A 15,375-nucleotide genomic window follows, 5' to 3' on the forward strand; every position below is an offset into this window, starting at 1 on the left:
TGGAGCCGAACATCCACCCTAGGGGCGGGTTTACCGCCCCACGAGGCGCGACGCGCCGTTCCGGGGACGAACGTCGGGCCGTCACCGGCCCGACGCCGCCCCTGAGGACCTGTTCAGAGCCCGTTGGTCCCGTTGTCCGCACCCGCGCCCGCGGCCTTCGCCGCCGTGCGCACGGCGCCCGCCACCGCGGGGGCGACCTTGTCGTTGAAGACCGACGGGATGATGTAGTTCGGGTTCAGCTCGTCCTCGGTGACGACGTCGGCGAGCGCCGAGGCGGCCGCGAGCATCATCTCCGTGTTGACCGTGCGGGACTGGGCGTCCAGGAGGCCGCGGAAGACACCCGGGAAGACCAGCACGTTGTTGATCTGGTTGGGGAAGTCCGAGCGGCCGGTGGCCACCACGGCGGCCGTCTGACGGGCGATCGCCGGGTCGACCTCGGGGTCGGGGTTCGCGAGTGCGAAGACGATCGCGTCGTCCGCCATGGCGGCGACGTCGTCCGCGCCGAGCAGGTTCGGGGCGGAGACGCCGATGAAGACGTCCGCGCCGACGACGGCCTGCTTGAGGGTGCCGGTGACGCCCTCGGGGTTGGTGTTGTCGGCGATCCAGCGCAGCGGGGTGCCCGGCGCGGCCTCGACCAGGTCCTCGCGTCCGGCGTGCACGACGCCGTGGATGTCGGCGACGACGGCGTGCTTGACGCCCGCGGCGATGAGCAGTTTCAGGATGGCCGTACCGGCCGCGCCCGCACCGGACATGACGACCCGTACGTCACCGACGCTCTTGCCGACCACGCGCAGCGCGTTGGTGAGGGCGGCGAGGACGACGATCGCGGTGCCGTGCTGGTCGTCGTGGAAGACCGGGATGTCGAGGGCCTCGCGCAGCCGGGCCTCGATCTCGAAGCAGCGGGGGGCGGAGATGTCCTCCAGGTTGATGCCCGCGAAGCCGGGGGCGATCGCCTTGACGATCTCGACGATGGCGTCGGTGTCCTGGGTGTCCAGGCAGATCGGCCAGGCGTCGATGCCGGCGAAGCGCTTGAAGAGGGCCGCCTTGCCCTCCATGACCGGCAGGGCGGCCTTGGGGCCGATGTTGCCGAGGCCGAGGACGGCCGAGCCGTCCGTCACGACTGCGACGGAGTTGCGCTTGATGGTGAGGCGGCGGGCGTCCTCGGGGTTCTCGGCGATCGCCATGCAGACCCGCGCCACGCCCGGGGTGTAGATCATGGAGAGGTCGTCACGGTTGCGGATGGGGTGCTTGGACGCCATCTCGATCTTGCCGCCGAGGTGCATCAGGAACGTACGGTCGGAGACCTTGCCGAGGACGACGCCCTCGATGGTCCGCAGCTGCGCGACGATCTCGTCGGCGTGCGCGGTCGAGGTCGCGGCGATGGTGACGTCGATCCGGAGCTTCTCGTGGCCGGAGGCGGTCACGTCGAGGCCGGTGACGGAACCGCCGTGGGACTCCACCGCCGTGGTGAGCTGGGAGACCGCGGTTCCGCTCGCGGGAACCTCCAGCCGGACCGTCATCGAGTACGAGACGCTGGGCGCCGTTGCCATGGCCGAGTTCCTCTGCTTTCCCTGAGCTTCGTTGCTACGCCGCCCCGGCTGGTTGCCCCGGCGGCGCCCTCCGATCGTCGCACCTACCCGCCGGTAGCAGGTAATGCGGTCATTTCGTTTTCGGAAAGTAGTTTCCACCATACGAGAACACCGGGGGAAACAGAAGAGGTCCGCGATCACCCGGGGGTGACGCGGACCTCTTCTGTATGTACGAACAAGGTGGCACCGACCCGCCATGCTCGCCTCGCGGCAAGTGGTCCCTCTAAGGGACGAAGGTTGGGCCCGGGGGCTTGGATCGAGCCGGTGCCATAGACAGGCTAACAAACCACTCTGGTAAGTGATTCCTGCGACGCAGGTTGACCTGAAATCAGCCTCGGACCGCAGCCGCCCCTCAGCCGCCGAGCAGCCGCCCCTCAGTCTCTGAGCAGGTCGGGGACCCCCGCCGCGTCCGGTACGTCACGGGCGCCCGAGACCACCGTCAGCTGCTGGGTGGCCCGCGTCAGCGCCACGTACAGGACCCGCAGGCCCGCGGGCGACTCGTCCGCGATCTCGGCCGGCGAGACCACCACCGTGGCGTCGTACTCCAGCCCCTTGGCCTCCAGGGAGCCGAGCGCCACCACCCGGTCGCCGAGCTCGGCCAGCCACCCGGCGGCCTGCTCGCGACGGTTCATGGCGACCACGACACCGACCGTCCCGTCCACCCGTTCGAGCAGCCGGCGCGCCTCCGCCCGTACGGTTTCGGCCAGATCCTCCTTGCCGGGCAGCGCCACGAACCGGGGCTCCACGCCCGTCGAGCGGACCGCGCGCGGCGACTCCTTGCCGGGCATGGCGAGGGCGAGCACCTTGGCGGCCAGTTCGGCGATCTCGGCGGGGTTGCGGTAGTTGACGGTGAGCTCGAAGTGGCGGCGCGGGCGCCTGCCGAGCGCCTCGTCGCGGGCCTCGGCCGCCTCGTCCGGGCTCGACCAGGAGGACTGCGCCGGGTCGCCGACGACCGTCCAGGTCGCGGTCCGGCCGCGCCGCCCGACCATCCGCCACTGCATGGGCGTGAGGTCCTGGGCCTCGTCGACGATGACGTGGGCGTACTCGGTGCGCTCCGCCGCGAGCCGTTCGGCCCGCTCGCGCTGCGTCTCCTCGCGTACGGGCATCAGCTCCTCCAGGCCCGTCAGCTGGTCCAGCGGGTCGTACTCCCGCTTCTTGCGCGGCCTGGCCGGGGCGCCCAGGAGGGTGTTCAGCTCGTCGAGGAGCGCCACGTCGTGCACGGAGAGGCCGTCCCGGCGCAGCGAGCGGGCGAGCCGGCGGATCTCGCCCTGGTTGAGGACGCGCCGCGCCCAGCGGCCGAGGCGCTTCTCGTCCGCCATCGCGGCGAGGACCTGGCGGGGGGTCAGCTCGGGCCACCAGGCGTCGAGGAAGCCGAGGAAGGCGTCCTCGGTGGAGATGTCCTCGTCGAAGGAGGAGCGCAGCTCGGCGGCGAGCTCGGGGTCGCTGTGCCGCCCGACCGCGCCGGACTTGGCGTACAGGGCGTCGAGCAGCAGCCGGCGGGCGCGCGGACGCAGCAGGTTGACGGGCGCGGAGCCGCCGAGGACGTTGTGGCGGATGCGCTGGAGCTCGTCGGCCTCCAGCTCCAGGCGGCGCCCGAAGGCGACGACCCGCAGGCGCGTCGGGGTGCCGGCGGGCGCCGGGGCGGCGTCCTCCTCTTCGCCGAGCACATCGCCGAGCGCCAGCTGGGCCTGCGTGGGGGCGGGCCTGGGCGCAGGGGTCTCCAGGGCGCCGCGGGCCGCCCTGCGGAGCACCGCGAGCATCCGCGAGGAGCCCTTGACGCGGGCGACCGCCGGCTCGTCGTACGTGGTGGCCTCCACGCCGTCCACGAGCGAGCCGAGGGCGCGGATCGCGACCTGCCCCTCCTCGCCCAGCGACGGCAGCACGCCCTCGGTGTACGAGACGAGCAGCGGTGTCGGGGAGACGATCAGGATGCCGCCCGCGTACCGGCGCCGGTCCTGGTAGAGCAGGTAGGCCGCCCGGTGCAGGGCGACCGCCGTCTTGCCGGTGCCCGGGCCGCCCTCGACGTACGTGATCGAGGCGGCGGGCGCGCGGATGACCAGGTCCTGCTCGGCCTGGATGCTGGACACGATGTCCCGCATGGTGTGGCTGCGGGCCTGGCCGAGCGCGGCCATCAGGGCGCCGTCGCCGATCACCGGCAGCGCGCGCCCGTCGAGCGTCGCGGTCAGCTCGGGGCGCATCAGGTCGTCCTCGACGCCGAGGACCTTGCGGCCCTTGGAGCGGATGACGCGCCGGCGCACCACCCGGCCGGGGTCGACCGGCGTGGACCGGTAGAAGGGCGCGGCGGCCGGGGCCCGCCAGTCGATGACGAGCGGCGCGTAGTCGGAGTCGAGGACGCCGATGCGGCCGATGTGGAGGGTCTCGCCGATGTCGGCCGTGTTGTCGGGCCGTACGGCGTCCTCGGCGGGCTCGACGGAGGTGTACGCGCCGTCGGGGCCCTTCTTGCCGTCCTTGCCGTAGAGCAGGTCGATGCGGCCGAAGAGGAAGTCCTCGAACTCGTTGTTGAGCCGGTTGAGGTGCACCCCCGCCCGGAACACCTGGGCGTCCCGCTCCGCGAGCGCGCCGGGGGTGCCGACCTGGCCGCGTTTGGCGGCGTCGTTCATCAGGAACTCCGCCTCGTGGATCTTCTCCTCGAGGCGGCGGTAGACCTTGTCCAGATGGTCCTGCTCGACACCGATCTCACGGTCGCGGACCGTATCGGTGGCGTCCATGGTGGCGTCCATGGCCTCCACGGCTTCCTGCGCGGCCACTGAGGCCCCCTTCTGACGTGCTGGGCAGCCGTCGAGCGTACGCCACAGGGGGCCGAAATGTCAGGCCTCGACCTCCACGAGGCGTTCGCCGTCGAAGGTCCGCACCTCGAAGTGGTCGATGTCGCCCCGGTCCATGGCCGCGCCGCCGTGGACGTAGAGCGGGTTCTTGGCGGACTCCTGGGTGGCTCCGGGGATGCCGTACCCCCACTTCGGGACGGCCCAGGAGGTCACCGTCTCCTCCTCGCCGCTCTTGGAGACGGCGACGAGACGGCACTTCAAGGGGCCCTTGACGTTCTTGAGTTCGAGGACGGTGTGGGTGCCCCAGCCCTTCTTCTCCATGCCCACGGTGGCGCTGACCTTGGTCGTCGGGTCGGTGGCCTGGAGCTTCTCGTCCATGTGGTGGAAGAAGGCGTCCTCGGCCGGGCTGGTGGGGTGCGGTTCCACCGCCCTGTTCTCGTGCCCGCCGCCGGAGGTGGCGACGACGGCGACGGCGGGACCGCCGACGACGAGGACGGCGGCGGCCGCGACGAGGGCGAAGGTGCGGCGGCGCCGGGCGGCGCGCTTGGCCCCGACCTCGTCGATGAGCCGGCCGAGGAGCTCAGGACCGGGCGCGGCGGCGGCCTCGACGGGGGCGCGGCGCGGCCCGGGCGGCCCGGACGGCGCGGGGGGCCGGGGGGCGAAGGCGTCGAAGACGTCGTCGGCGGACGGTGGGCCGTGGTGACCGGGCGGGCCGGCGTAGGGACCGGCCGACGGACCCGCGTAGGCGCCCGGGGACGAACCGGCGTAGGGGCCGGCCCACGGACCCGCGTAGGGGCCCGGCGACGGACCGGCACCGGCGGGCGGGCCGGCGTACGTGTCGCGTCCCGGCGGGCGGGGTGCGCCCTGGGCCTCCGCGTCCGCCAACAGGGCGAGCATCGGCTCCATCCCGGCGAACTCCTCCACGTGCGCGGCGCACAGGTCGCAGGTCACCAGGTGCGCCTCGAAGGCGGCGGCGTCGGCGTCGTCCAGGATCCCGAGCACGTACGCGCCCGCGGCGTCGTGCGGCGGTGTCGTTCCCCTGCTCATGCCGCTGCTCATGCCGATACCCCCCTCTCCTCCAGCGCGAGCTTCATCGAACGCAGTGCGTAGAACACCCGGGAACGCACCGTCCCGGCGGGGATGCCGAGGGTCTCGGCCGCCTCGTTGACCGTACGCCCCTTGAAATAGGTCTCGACCAATACTTCCCGATGGGCCGGGCTCAAATCTTCGAGCGCGTCAGAGAGCGTCATCAGCCAGAGCGCCTTGTCGATCTCGTCCTCCGCGGGCAGGACCTCGAGCGGTGACGGATCCACCTCCTGCGGCCGGGCCTGCCGGCTTCGGTGGCCGTCGATGACGATGCGCCGGGCGACCGTCACCAGCCAAGGTCGGACGGAGCCGGTCGCCCGGTTGAGCGCGCCGGCGTTCTTCCAGGCACGGATGAGCGTCTCCTGCACGACGTCCTCGGCGCGCTGGCGGTCGCCGGCGACGAGACGGAGTACGTAGGCGAGCAGGGGACCGGCATGTTCGCGGTAGAGAGCACGCATCAACTCCTCGTCGGGGGCGCCGGGGCGGCCCTTCGACGCCTCGCTGCGATGCCGGGCCCGATGCGGACGTTCATCGGCCACGGCCGCATCCTCGCGCACCTGAACCTCCCCGGTCGAGTCCCTGTTGTCGTGCAGGGGTACGCGGCGGGATGCGGGTTCGACTCAACGGCGCGCGAAGTTTTTCCCGGGACGCCGGCCGGGTTCTCAGACAGCGGCGTCCGCCCTCCGCGCTGCCCGATGCCGGGCAACGCGCTCCCGGTTTCCGCACGCTTCGCTGGAACACCAGCGGCGACGGCGGCCGCGCGAGGTGTCGAGGTAGCAGCGGCGGCAGTCGTCGCGCTCGCAACGGCGCAGCAGCGCGCGGGCGGTGGGGTCGGTGAGCAGGTCGACGGCGTCGCGGGCGACGGCGGCGAGCAGGGCGCGGCAGTCGGGTTCGGCGTACAACGCCCTTACGAGTCCCCCGGTTTCGGTGCGGACGGCGCGGGGCGCGGGCGGTGGGGAGGCGGCGGCGAGGGCGTTGAGCCGCTCCAGGGCGCGGTCGGCGGCGCGGTGGCCGTCGAGCTGGGCGTGGGCCAGTTCGCCGACGCAGTCGCGCAGTTCGCGGAAGCGGACGACCCAGAGCGCGTCGAGACCGCGGAGCGGGGTGGCGGCGGGGACGAGCCCGGCGCCCCGCAGGAAGTGGTCGAGCGCCCGGGTGTCGCCGAGCGGTTGGGCGGCCAGGTCCAGACTGATCCGCCCGGAGTCGAACCGTACGGTCATGCCCCTGTCACCACCTCGCGATCGGAAGCAGTCGTCCCGACCAGAGTGCCGAGCGGGGGCGGGTCCTGCTAGACCTGGGGAGGGTGGTCGTCGTGGAGAACGCGTTGGAAGAGGTGGTGGTCGCGCCAGGCGCCGTCGATGTGGAGGTAGCGGGGCGCGGTGCCGATCTGTTCGAACCCGCTCTTGCCGAGGACGCGTTGGGAGGCGTGGTTGTCGAACATGGTGCAGGCCTCGATCCGGTGCAGGCCGAGTTCCTCGCGGGCGGCCCGGCAGACCTCGTCGACGAGCCGGGTGGCGAGCCCCTGCCCGGTGTACCGGCCGTCGACCCAGTAGCCGAGGGAGGCGCTGCGGAAGGGACCGAGGACGATCCCGGAGAGAATGGCGCAGGCGACGAGCTCCTCCCCGTCGACGGCGAACCACCGCCGGCCCCCGTCCGCGAGACGCTCCGCCTGCCCCTCGGCGGTGTAGTACGCCTCGTTCCGGTACGGCTCCCGGGCCCGCATGTGCGCGCGGTTGCGCAGCACGGCGGCGGCGAGGGCGGGGGCGTCGTCGGGGGCCGCGGGGCGGATCGTGATCACCCGGCCACCGTAGTAGCCGGGGCGGCGAAGCTGAACACACCGTCACGGACGGGCCGGACCCGGCCGACCGGGGACGGACGGAGTCCAAGAGAGTCCCCCGGGCCGCGCCCCGCCCGCCCAGCGGCGCACGGCGCACACCGCACGAGCCCGCGGGGACGGCGGTACGCGCCCCGCCCCCTGCCCCGGCCCCCTGCCCGACCAGCGGCGGCCGGCGCACCGCACGAGCCCGCGGGGACGGCCCGTACGCGCCCCGCCCCCTACCCGGCCCCCTGCCCCCGACCAGCGGCGGCCGGCACACCGCCCGAGCCCGCGGGGACGGCCCGTACACGCTCCGCCCCCTACCCGTCCCCGTACTTCGTGTCCGCCGCCGGGTCGAGCGCCAGTCGGTACCCCCGTTTGACCACCGTCTGGATCAGCTTCGGCGTGCCGAGGGCCGTCCGCAGCCGGGCCATCGCCGTCTCCACCGCGTGTTCGTCCCGGCCCGTGCCGGGCAGGGCGCGGAGCAGGTCGGCGCGCGAGACGACCCAGCCGGGGCGCCGGGCGAGCGTGCCGAGCAGGGCCATTCCCGCGGGCGGCACCGGGCGCAGCGCGCCGTCGACGAGGACCGCGTGGCCGCGGATCTCGATCCGGTGGCCGGCCACCGGCAGGCTCCGCGCCCGGGCGGGCAGCTCCTGGCAGAGCAGCTGCACCAGCGGGCCCAGCCGGAACCGCTCCGGCTGGAGGGTGGCGATCCCGTGCGCCTGGAGCGGCAGCGCCGTCACCGGCCCCACGCACACCGTCAGCACCTCGTGCCGCAGCGCTTCGAGGAGCGCGGGCAGCACGCCCCGGTGTTCCGCCCGGGAGAGCAGCGAGGCGGCGGCCGGCGCGCTGGTGAAGGTCACCGCGTCCAGCGTGCCCGCCAGGACCCCGTCCAGGAGCCGGTCGAGCGGGCCGATGTCCTCGGGCGGCATCCACCGGTAGACCGGCACGCCCACGACCTCCGCGCCGCCCGCCGTCAGCGACTCGACGAACCCGGGCAGCGGCTCCCCGTGCAGCTGGAGCGCGATCCGCCGCCCGTCCACCCCCTCGGCGAGCAGCCGGTCGAGCACCTCGGCCATCGACTCCGACGACGGCGACCACGACTCGGTCAGCCCCGCCGCCCGTACCGCGCCCTTGACCTTGGGGCCGCGTGCGAGCAGCTCCACGCCCCGCAGGCAGTCCAGGAGTTCCTCGCCGTGGCCCCAGCCCTCCGCCGCCTCGACCCATCCCCGGAAGCCGATCGCCGTCGTGGCAATGACGACGTCCGGGGCGTGGTCGATGAGTTCCTTGGTCGCGGCGAGCAGTTCCGTGTCGTCCGCGAGCGGCACGATCCGCAGCGCGGGGCCGTGCACCACGGCCGCTCCCCGGCGGCGCAGCAGCGCGCCCAGCTCGTCCGCGCGCCGCGCGGCGGTGACCCCCACGGTGAACCCCGCGAGGGGCCCCTGCTCTTGCTCGTACATGACGACCGAGCCTGACGGCGGTGCGTGACGGATGCGGTTCACCTGGATTTCCTGCCCGTTACGGACCACTCCGGTTCACACCTCGGCGTAACCGGGCTGCCGGGCCGGGTCCTCGGCGCCCTCCGCCGTGTCCGGTACGGAGGCGGGTCGGCGAAGGTATACCGCCCAGGTCACGGCCATGCAGGCGGCGTAGAAGAGCAGGAAGCCGACGAAGGCCCCGGTGCCGGTGCCCGCAGTCTGGAAGGACTGTCGGAAGGCCAGGTTGATGCCGAGCCCGCCGAGCGCCCCGACGGCGCCGATCAGCCCCATGGAGGCCCCGGAGAGCCTGCGGCCGTACGACTCCGCCGCCTCGCCGGACAGTCCCCGGCGGTGCCCCTGCGCGAGGAAGATCGCGGGGATCATCTTGTACGTGGAGCCGTTGCCGAGGCCGCTGAGGACGAAGAGCCCGATGAAACCGATGAGGAAGACGGTGAGGGACTCCGCGACCGAGGCGTAGACCACGACCCCGGTGGACAGGGCCATGGCGGCGAACGTCCACAGCGTGATGCGGGCGCCGCCGTGCCGGTCGGCGAGCGAGCCGCCGACGGGCCGGATCAGCGAGCCGAGCAGCGGCCCGATGAAGGTGAGCGAGGCGGCCTGGAGCGGGGTGCGCCCGAACTGGGTCTGCAGGACGAGCCCGAAGGCGAAGCTGTAGCCGATGAAGGAGCCGAAGGTGCCGATGTAGAGGAAGGCCATGATCCAGGTGTGGCCGGCCCGCACGGCCTCCTTGGCGGCGCCGGTGTCGTTCTTCACCGGGGCGAGGTTGTCCATGAAGAGCGCGGCGCAGAGCGCGGCGACGACGACGAGCGGGATGTAGACGCCGAGGACGATCCGCGGGTGGGCGGCGCCGGCGGTGCCGATGACGAGCAGGCCGACGAGCTGGACGACGGGGACGCCGATGTTGCCGCCGCCCGCGTTGAGGCCGAGGGCCCAGCCCTTCTTCCGCAGCGGGAAGAAGGCGTTGATGTTGGTCATCGAGGAGGCGAAGTTGCCGCCGCCGATGCCGGTGAGCGCGGCGACCAGCAGGAACGTGCCGTACGAGGTGCCCGGCTCCATCACGGCGTAGGCGACGCCCGTCGGCAGCAGGAGCAGCAGCGCGCTGACGATCGTCCAGTTGCGGCCGCCGAAGCGGGCGACGGCGAAGGTGTACGGGACGCGGATCAGGGCGCCGACGAAGGTGGCGGTCGCGATCAGGAAGAACTTGCCCGCGGGGTCGATGCCGTACTGCGGCCCCATGAACAGGACCATGACCGACCAGAGGCTCCATATGGAGAAGCCGATGTGCTCGGAGAGCACGGAGAAGAGCAGGTTGCGCCGGGCGATCCTCTCGCCCTGTTCGCGCCAGAAGGTCTCGTCCTCCGGCTCCCAGCGTTCGATCCACCGGCCGCCCATCAGGTACCTCCACGGTGTCGGGTCCGAGCGTCCAGATCTTCCGGACCTCTGGGGGAAGACCCTAGAGAGGCCGCGTTTCGGGGCGGTGGCCGGAGGTGTCGGGAACGGAACCTTGCTCTCACCGGACCCGCACACCTGGTGTGAGCACATGACAGAGGCCCGGCGGTCGTCGGTGACGACTGCCGGGCCTCTGCCCACATGGGATGAGTGGAGATGGCGGGAATCGAACCCGCGTCCAACGGTGCAGAATCAGGGCTTCTCCGTGTGCAGTCCGCTTCGATTTTCTCGGCCCCGGAGATCACGCGGACAAGTCTCCGACGGGCTCAGTCACTGTTTGATTTCCTTCTGGGCCCCGTGACCGGGTCTAGAAGTTTAGATCCCTTGATGATGCCAGGATCCGGGTCGGGATCACCCCCGGGCTGACACTTCGCAAGTCGCTACTTAGGCAGCGAGGGCGAAGGAATCGCGCTTGGTGTTGGCGATTATTGGTTGCGACATATGGTTTACGAGATCATTGCCGCTTCCTCGACACGCTTCCCCTGCTTCGACATCCGCTGTCGAAACCGATCATCCCCATGTTGATTTTTCAAAAGCGCACCCGCTGTGAGGTGCGTGAGCCATTGTACGCGACGACCGCGCACGGGTGCCAGCGACTTAAGCGGAGGCCACGGCCGGCCCTACGCGGACTGGGCCGCCCGCTGGCGCCGCTTCGCCGCCGCGATCGCCCGGCTCGTCTCCCGGGTGTCCTGCTTCTCCCGCAGCGTCTGGCGCTTGTCGTACTCCTTCTTGCCCTTGGCGAGCGCGATCTCGACCTTCGCCCGGCCGTTCAGGAAGTACAGCGCGAGGGGCACGATGGTGTGACCCGTCTCCTGCGACTTCGCCTCCAGCTTGTCGATCTCGGCGCGGTGCAGCAGCAGCTTGCGCTTCCGCTTCGCCGAGTGGTTGGTCCAGCTGCCCTGGGCGTACTCCGGTACGTGGATGTTGTGCAGCCACGCCTCGCCCCGGTCGATCTGGACGAAGCCGTCGACCAGCGACGCACGGCCCATCCGGAGCGACTTCACCTCGGTGCCCATGAGCACCACACCGCACTCGTAGGTGTCGATGATGTGGTAGTCGTGGCGCGCCTTCTTGTTCTGCGCGATGAGCTTGCGCTCAGGAGCCTTGTCCTGGTCCTTCTTGGCAGGCTTGCCCTGCACGTTCACGAGTCCCTTTGCCATAGTGCGGCCATTTTCGCACTACGAGCCCCCTCCGAGGCCACTCAATACCGTGCGGGCCCGTTCCTCGGCCCGCTCGCCCGTGCTGTCGCTGACCACCAGGTCGGGTGTGATGCCCTGGCCGTCGACGCCGTGCCCGGCGGGCGTGCGGTAGTGGCCGACGGTCAGCTCGGCGACGGAACCGTCGGGCAGCGTGCTCGGCATCTGCACCGAACCCTTGCCGAAAGTGCGTGAGCCGACGGTGACGGCCCGGCCGCGGTCCTTCAGAGCGCCGGTCAGCAGCTCGGCGGCGCTCATGGTGCCCCCGTCGACCAGCGCCACCACGGGCCGGGCGGTGTCCCCGCCACTCTGTGCGTACAGCGCGCGCTGCTCACCGTCGACGTCGTACGTGGCGACCAGACCGCCGTCGAGGAAGGCGGAGGCGGCCACGGTGGCCTCCGCGACCAGGCCGCCTGCGTTGCCGCGCAGGTCGAGCAGGACGCCGGCGCGGGCCGGGGCGTGCCGTACCGCGTCCCGTACCCGCTCGCCCACACCCTTGGTGAAGGCGGACACCTTGATCAGGACCGTGCCGTCGTCGAGGCGCCGTACGGTGACGGCGTCGGTGGCGAGCCGGGCCCGGGTCAGCGGCTGGGTCCAGGCGGCGCGGCCGCGCTCGACGCCGAGGGTGACGGTGGAGCCGGCCTCGGCGGCGCCGTCGCCGCGCAGCAGGGCGACGACCTCGGAGACGGAGAGCCCGGCGAGGGGCCGCCCGTCGACGGTGACGAGCCGGTCACCGGCGCGCAGCCCGGCCTTCGCGGCGGGCCCGCCGGCCTGGACACGGGAGACCTCGATCCGGTCGGCCCCGGCCTTGCGGGCGGAGAGGCCGACGCCCGTGTAGGAGCCGTCGAGGGCCTGCGCGAACTCCTCGAACTCGGCCTTGTCGTAGACCGCGCCCCAGCGGTCGCCGCTGCGGCTGACGAACTCCTCCGCGGCCTGCTTGCCGGACTTGCCGTCGGCCATCGCCTCGGCGGCGGCGCGGGAGAGGTCGGCGGGGTCGACGGTGCCGGCGCGGGAGGGGGCCTGCTGGGCGGCGCGTTTCACGGCGACGGGCTCCTGCCGGGGCAGCGCTCCGGTGGCGGCGGCCGTCGCGAGCACCCCGGCGAAGACCAGCGTCAAGGCGGCCCCGCGGAGGACTCCGCGGGGCCGGAGACAGAGATCCGGGCCGGTAGGCATGGCGCTCACTCTAGGACAAAGCAAAGGCGCCGTACGGTGGTTGACCGTACGGCGCCAAGGGTGACAGAGGGGTCCTTGTCACACCTTCAGGTACTTGCGCAGCGCCACGAAGGCCGCAAGCGACGGCATCAGCAGGCCGATGACGAGGACGAGCGGCAGCACCGAGAGGACGGCGTCCCAGCCGATGAAGTTGACGAGCTGCATCTTCTCGGCGAGCGCGATGCCGTGGTCGATGAGGAAGTACCGGCCGACCAGGAGCATGACGCAGGCGACGGCGCCGCCGAGGAGACCGGCGAACGCGGCCTCCATGATGAACGGCATCTGGATGTAGAAGCTGGAGGCGCCGACCAGCCGCATGATGCCGGTCTCACGCCGTCGGCTGAAGGCGGAGACGCGCACCGTGTTGACGATCAGCATCAGCGCGATGACCAGCATCAGCGCCATCACGCCGAGCGCGGCGACGTTCATGCCGTTCATCAGGTCGAAGAGGTTCTGCAGGATGCCGCGCTGGTCCTGGACGGACTCGACGCCGTCCCGGCCGGCGAAGGCGGTGGCGACGACCTTGTACTTCTCCGGGTCGTCCAGCTTGACCCGGAACGACTCCTGCATCTGGTCGGGCGTGATGACCGAGGCGATGGCGGTGTCGCTGTACTGCTCCTTGTAGTGCTTGTAGGCCTCGTCGGTCGTCTCGTGGTGGACGGTCTCGACGATGTCCATCTTCTTCAGATCGGCCTCGATCTGCTCCTTCTGCTGAGCGGTCACCGCGCCCTTGGCGCACTTGGTGGAGGTGGCCGCGTCGTTCTTGTTGCAGAGGAAGATGGAGACGTTGACCTTGTCGTACCAGTAGTCCTTCATCGTGCTGACCTGCTCGCGCATGAGCAGCGCGCCGCCGAACAGGGCGAGCGAGAGGGCCACGGAGACGATGACGGCGAAGGTCATCGTGAGATTGCGCCGGAGGCCGACGCCGATCTCGGAGAGCACGAACTGAGCGCGCATGGTGTTCTATCCCCTACCTGCTCAGTGCTGGTATCCGTAGACGCCGCGCGCCTGGTCGCGGACGAGGCGGCCCTTTTCGAGCTCGATGACGCGCTTGCGCATCTGGTCGACGATGTTCTGGTCGTGGGTCGCCATGACGACGGTGGTCCCTGTCCTGTTGATGCGGTCGAGCAGCTTCATGATGCCGACGGAGGTCTGCGGGTCGAGGTTGCCGGTGGGCTCGTCCGCGATCAGCAGCATGGGCCGGTTGACGAAGGCCCGGGCGATGGCGACGCGTTGCTGCTCACCGCCGGAGAGCTCGCCGGGCATCCGGTCCTCCTTGCCACCGAGGCCGACGAGGTCGAGGACCTGGGGCACGGCCTTGCGGATCTCGCCGCGCGGCTTGCCGATGACCTCCTGGGCGAAGGCGACGTTCTCGGCGACGGTCTTGTTGGGCAGCAGCCGGAAGTCCTGGAAGACGGTCCCGAGCTGGCGCCGCATCTGGGGCACCTTCCAGTTGGACAGCCGGGCGAGGTCCTTGCCGAGGACATGCACCTGGCCGTGGCTGCAGCGCTCCTCGCGCAGGATCAGCCGGAGAAAAGTCGACTTTCCGGAGCCGGAGGAACCGACGAGGAAGACGAACTCCCCCTTCTCGATCTCCAGGGAGACATCCCGGAGGGCGGGGCGGCTCTGCTTCGGATAGGACTTGGAGACGTTGTCGAATCGGATCACGGATGCACCACGGTCGGCCGGGAGTAGGTGTGCGCGACCTTACGCGACCGGGGATGGGCCGCGCAGTCGCGGTCCCGGCTTGTGTGGTTTATCCTTTTCGCCCTTCGGGGCGGAACGGATGCGTTCCGGGTGGAATCCGGCGGGGCGCGCCGAAACGACGCGGAGCTGGCACAGTGGTAGGGGGAACGCTCGGGTGCCACCGGGCGTTGTCCTTGGTGTGAACCCCGCGTGCGACCCCTGTGCGGGAGGAGGAGAGCGCATGACGTATGACCGACTGGTGTGCGCCAACTGCGCGGCCCCCGTCGCGGAGGGCCGCTGCCGCGTCTGCCGCGCGAGCCGCGAGCGGCTGGACCCGTCGACGGGCCTGACCCCGGCGATGGTGCTGGCACTGGTGATCGCCCTGCTGGCGACGCTGGCGCTGCTGGCGGCGCTGCAGACCGCGTAGGGCTCCGCAGGCGAGCTGGACAGAGGAGAGGGCCGGGGGTTCCACCCCCGGCCCTCTCGTCATGCCTGTACGGCCTTACGGCCTACTCCGGCGCTCCGCTCATCCGCTCAGACGGCGGCGCGCGCACCGCCGACCAGACGCGGCAGCATCCGGAAGCCGATGCCACCGGCGATCATGGTCGCGGCGCCGATGATCAGGAACGAGGTCTCGGCGGCGCCGGTCTCGGCCAGCTCCTCCTTGGCCTTGCCCTGCTCGACGGGCTGCGAGCCGGCGTTGTCGGTGTCGGGGTTGTTGGTCACGCACTCGGCACCGTCGACGTCCACGATGCAGGTACCGGCGTCGTCGCCACCGGTGACGTTGCCACCGTTGCCGTTGCCGCCGTTCCCGTTCTCGCCGTTGCCGTTCTCGCCGTTGCCGTTCTCGCCGTTCCCGTTCTCGCCGTTGCCGTTCTCGCCGTTCCCGTTCTCGCCGTTGCCGTTCTCGCCGTTCCCGTTCTCGCCGTTCCCGTTCTCGCCGTTCCCGTTCTCGCCGTTCCCGTTCTCGCCGTTCCCGTTCTCGCCGTTCCCGTTCTCGCCGTTCCCGTTCTCGCCGTTCCCGTTCTCGCCGTTCCCGTTCTCGCCGTTCCCGTTGTA

14 protein-coding genes and 1 other RNA gene are annotated in these 15,375 nt (G+C 71.5%); 1 reads left to right on the forward strand and 14 read right to left on the reverse strand.

Translation table 11 applies throughout. The annotated features are described in order from the left end of the window. Window positions 1–113 precede the first annotated feature (113 nt). From ACIPPS_RS24365 to ftsE, 13 genes are all read right to left on the reverse strand, one after another. The gene (locus ACIPPS_RS24365; RefSeq protein ID WP_401435700.1) at window positions 114–1,550 is read right to left on the reverse strand and encodes an NAD-dependent malic enzyme; all 1,437 of its coding nucleotides are present in this window, start codon (window positions 1,548–1,550) and stop codon (window positions 114–116) included. A 413-nt stretch (window positions 1,551–1,963) separates the two neighbouring features. Next, window positions 1,964–4,330, reverse strand: coding sequence for a HelD family protein (locus ACIPPS_RS24370; protein ID WP_401435850.1), 2,367 nt, complete (start codon window positions 4,328–4,330; stop codon window positions 1,964–1,966). Between the two features lie 87 nt (window positions 4,331–4,417). After that, window positions 4,418–5,434, reverse strand: a complete 1,017-nt coding sequence (locus ACIPPS_RS24375; RefSeq protein WP_401435702.1) for a zf-HC2 domain-containing protein — start codon at window positions 5,432–5,434, stop codon at window positions 4,418–4,420. Then, window positions 5,431–6,018 carry a sigma-70 family RNA polymerase sigma factor gene (locus tag ACIPPS_RS24380; protein ID WP_401435705.1) on the reverse strand — a complete coding sequence of 196 codons (588 nt, stop codon included), beginning with the start codon at window positions 6,016–6,018 and terminating at the stop codon, window positions 5,431–5,433. The genes ACIPPS_RS24375 and ACIPPS_RS24380 overlap by 4 nt, the downstream gene beginning before the upstream one ends. Before the next feature lie 105 nt (window positions 6,019–6,123). Continuing rightward, window positions 6,124–6,678, reverse strand: a complete 555-nt coding sequence (locus tag ACIPPS_RS24385; RefSeq protein WP_401435708.1) for an ABATE domain-containing protein — start codon at window positions 6,676–6,678, stop codon at window positions 6,124–6,126. Window positions 6,679–6,746: 68 nt separating this feature from the next. Beyond that, window positions 6,747–7,256: a GNAT family N-acetyltransferase gene (locus ACIPPS_RS24390; RefSeq protein WP_401435710.1), complete on the reverse strand. Its 510-nt coding sequence runs from the start codon at window positions 7,254–7,256 to the stop codon at window positions 6,747–6,749. A 338-nt stretch (window positions 7,257–7,594) separates the two neighbouring features. Beyond that, complete coding sequence (locus ACIPPS_RS24395; RefSeq protein WP_401435713.1) at window positions 7,595–8,734, reverse strand: uroporphyrinogen-III synthase; 1,140 nt, start codon at window positions 8,732–8,734, stop codon at window positions 7,595–7,597. Between the two features lie 75 nt (window positions 8,735–8,809). Further along, window positions 8,810–10,165, reverse strand: a complete 1,356-nt coding sequence (locus ACIPPS_RS24400) for a nitrate/nitrite transporter (protein ID WP_401435716.1) — start codon at window positions 10,163–10,165, stop codon at window positions 8,810–8,812. 205 nt (window positions 10,166–10,370) lie between these two features. After that, window positions 10,371–10,740, reverse strand: a transfer-messenger RNA (tmRNA) gene (gene ssrA, locus ACIPPS_RS24405). Between the two features lie 102 nt (window positions 10,741–10,842). Further along, entirely contained in the window at window positions 10,843–11,382 is a 540-nt protein-coding gene (gene smpB / locus ACIPPS_RS24410) for an SsrA-binding protein SmpB (RefSeq protein WP_401435719.1), read from the reverse strand. 18 nt (window positions 11,383–11,400) lie between these two features. Then, window positions 11,401–12,591, reverse strand: a complete 1,191-nt coding sequence (locus ACIPPS_RS24415) for a S41 family peptidase (protein ID WP_401435721.1) — start codon at window positions 12,589–12,591, stop codon at window positions 11,401–11,403. A gap of 78 nt (window positions 12,592–12,669) precedes the next feature. After that, on the reverse strand, window positions 12,670–13,587 hold the full coding sequence (gene ftsX / locus ACIPPS_RS24420; protein ID WP_361962534.1) for a permease-like cell division protein FtsX: 918 nt from the start codon (window positions 13,585–13,587) through the stop codon (window positions 12,670–12,672). A 21-nt stretch (window positions 13,588–13,608) separates the two neighbouring features. After that, window positions 13,609–14,298, reverse strand: a complete 690-nt coding sequence (ftsE, locus tag ACIPPS_RS24425; RefSeq protein ID WP_401435724.1) for a cell division ATP-binding protein FtsE — start codon at window positions 14,296–14,298, stop codon at window positions 13,609–13,611. A 259-nt stretch (window positions 14,299–14,557) separates the two neighbouring features. Between ftsE and ACIPPS_RS24430 the strand changes: the two genes are divergently transcribed. After that, window positions 14,558–14,743, forward strand: coding sequence for a hypothetical protein (locus ACIPPS_RS24430; protein ID WP_401435726.1), 186 nt, complete (start codon window positions 14,558–14,560; stop codon window positions 14,741–14,743). A gap of 107 nt (window positions 14,744–14,850) precedes the next feature. Here the strand turns inward: ACIPPS_RS24430 and ACIPPS_RS24435 are convergent. Further along, on the reverse strand, window positions 14,851–15,375 hold a 525-nt coding region (locus ACIPPS_RS24435; RefSeq protein ID WP_401435728.1), incomplete at its 5' end, for an LPXTG cell wall anchor domain-containing protein.

Source organism: Streptomyces sp. NPDC090127, assembly GCF_044746945.1.
GTDB lineage: Bacteria > Actinomycetota > Actinomycetes > Streptomycetales > Streptomycetaceae > Streptomyces.

Coding starts and splice junctions, on each gene's coding strand:
- ACIPPS_RS24375 (WP_401435702.1), bottom strand. CDS start 5,434: ATGAGCAGCGGCATGAGCAGGGGAACGACACCGCCGCACGACGCCGCG.
- ACIPPS_RS24415 (WP_401435721.1), bottom strand. CDS start 12,591: ATGCCTACCGGCCCGGATCTCTGTCTCCGGCCCCGCGGAGTCCTCCGC.
- smpB (WP_401435719.1), bottom strand. CDS start 11,382: ATGGCAAAGGGACTCGTGAACGTGCAGGGCAAGCCTGCCAAGAAGGAC.
- ACIPPS_RS24430 (WP_401435726.1), top strand. CDS start 14,558: ATGACGTATGACCGACTGGTGTGCGCCAACTGCGCGGCCCCCGTCGCG.
- ACIPPS_RS24400 (WP_401435716.1), bottom strand. CDS start 10,165: ATGGGCGGCCGGTGGATCGAACGCTGGGAGCCGGAGGACGAGACCTTC.
- ACIPPS_RS24370 (WP_401435850.1), bottom strand. CDS start 4,330: ATGGACGCCACCATGGACGCCACCGATACGGTCCGCGACCGTGAGATC.
- ACIPPS_RS24365 (WP_401435700.1), bottom strand. CDS start 1,550: ATGGCAACGGCGCCCAGCGTCTCGTACTCGATGACGGTCCGGCTGGAG.
- ACIPPS_RS24385 (WP_401435708.1), bottom strand. CDS start 6,678: ATGACCGTACGGTTCGACTCCGGGCGGATCAGTCTGGACCTGGCCGCC.
- ftsX (WP_361962534.1), bottom strand. CDS start 13,587: ATGCGCGCTCAGTTCGTGCTCTCCGAGATCGGCGTCGGCCTCCGGCGC.
- ACIPPS_RS24395 (WP_401435713.1), bottom strand. CDS start 8,734: ATGTACGAGCAAGAGCAGGGGCCCCTCGCGGGGTTCACCGTGGGGGTC.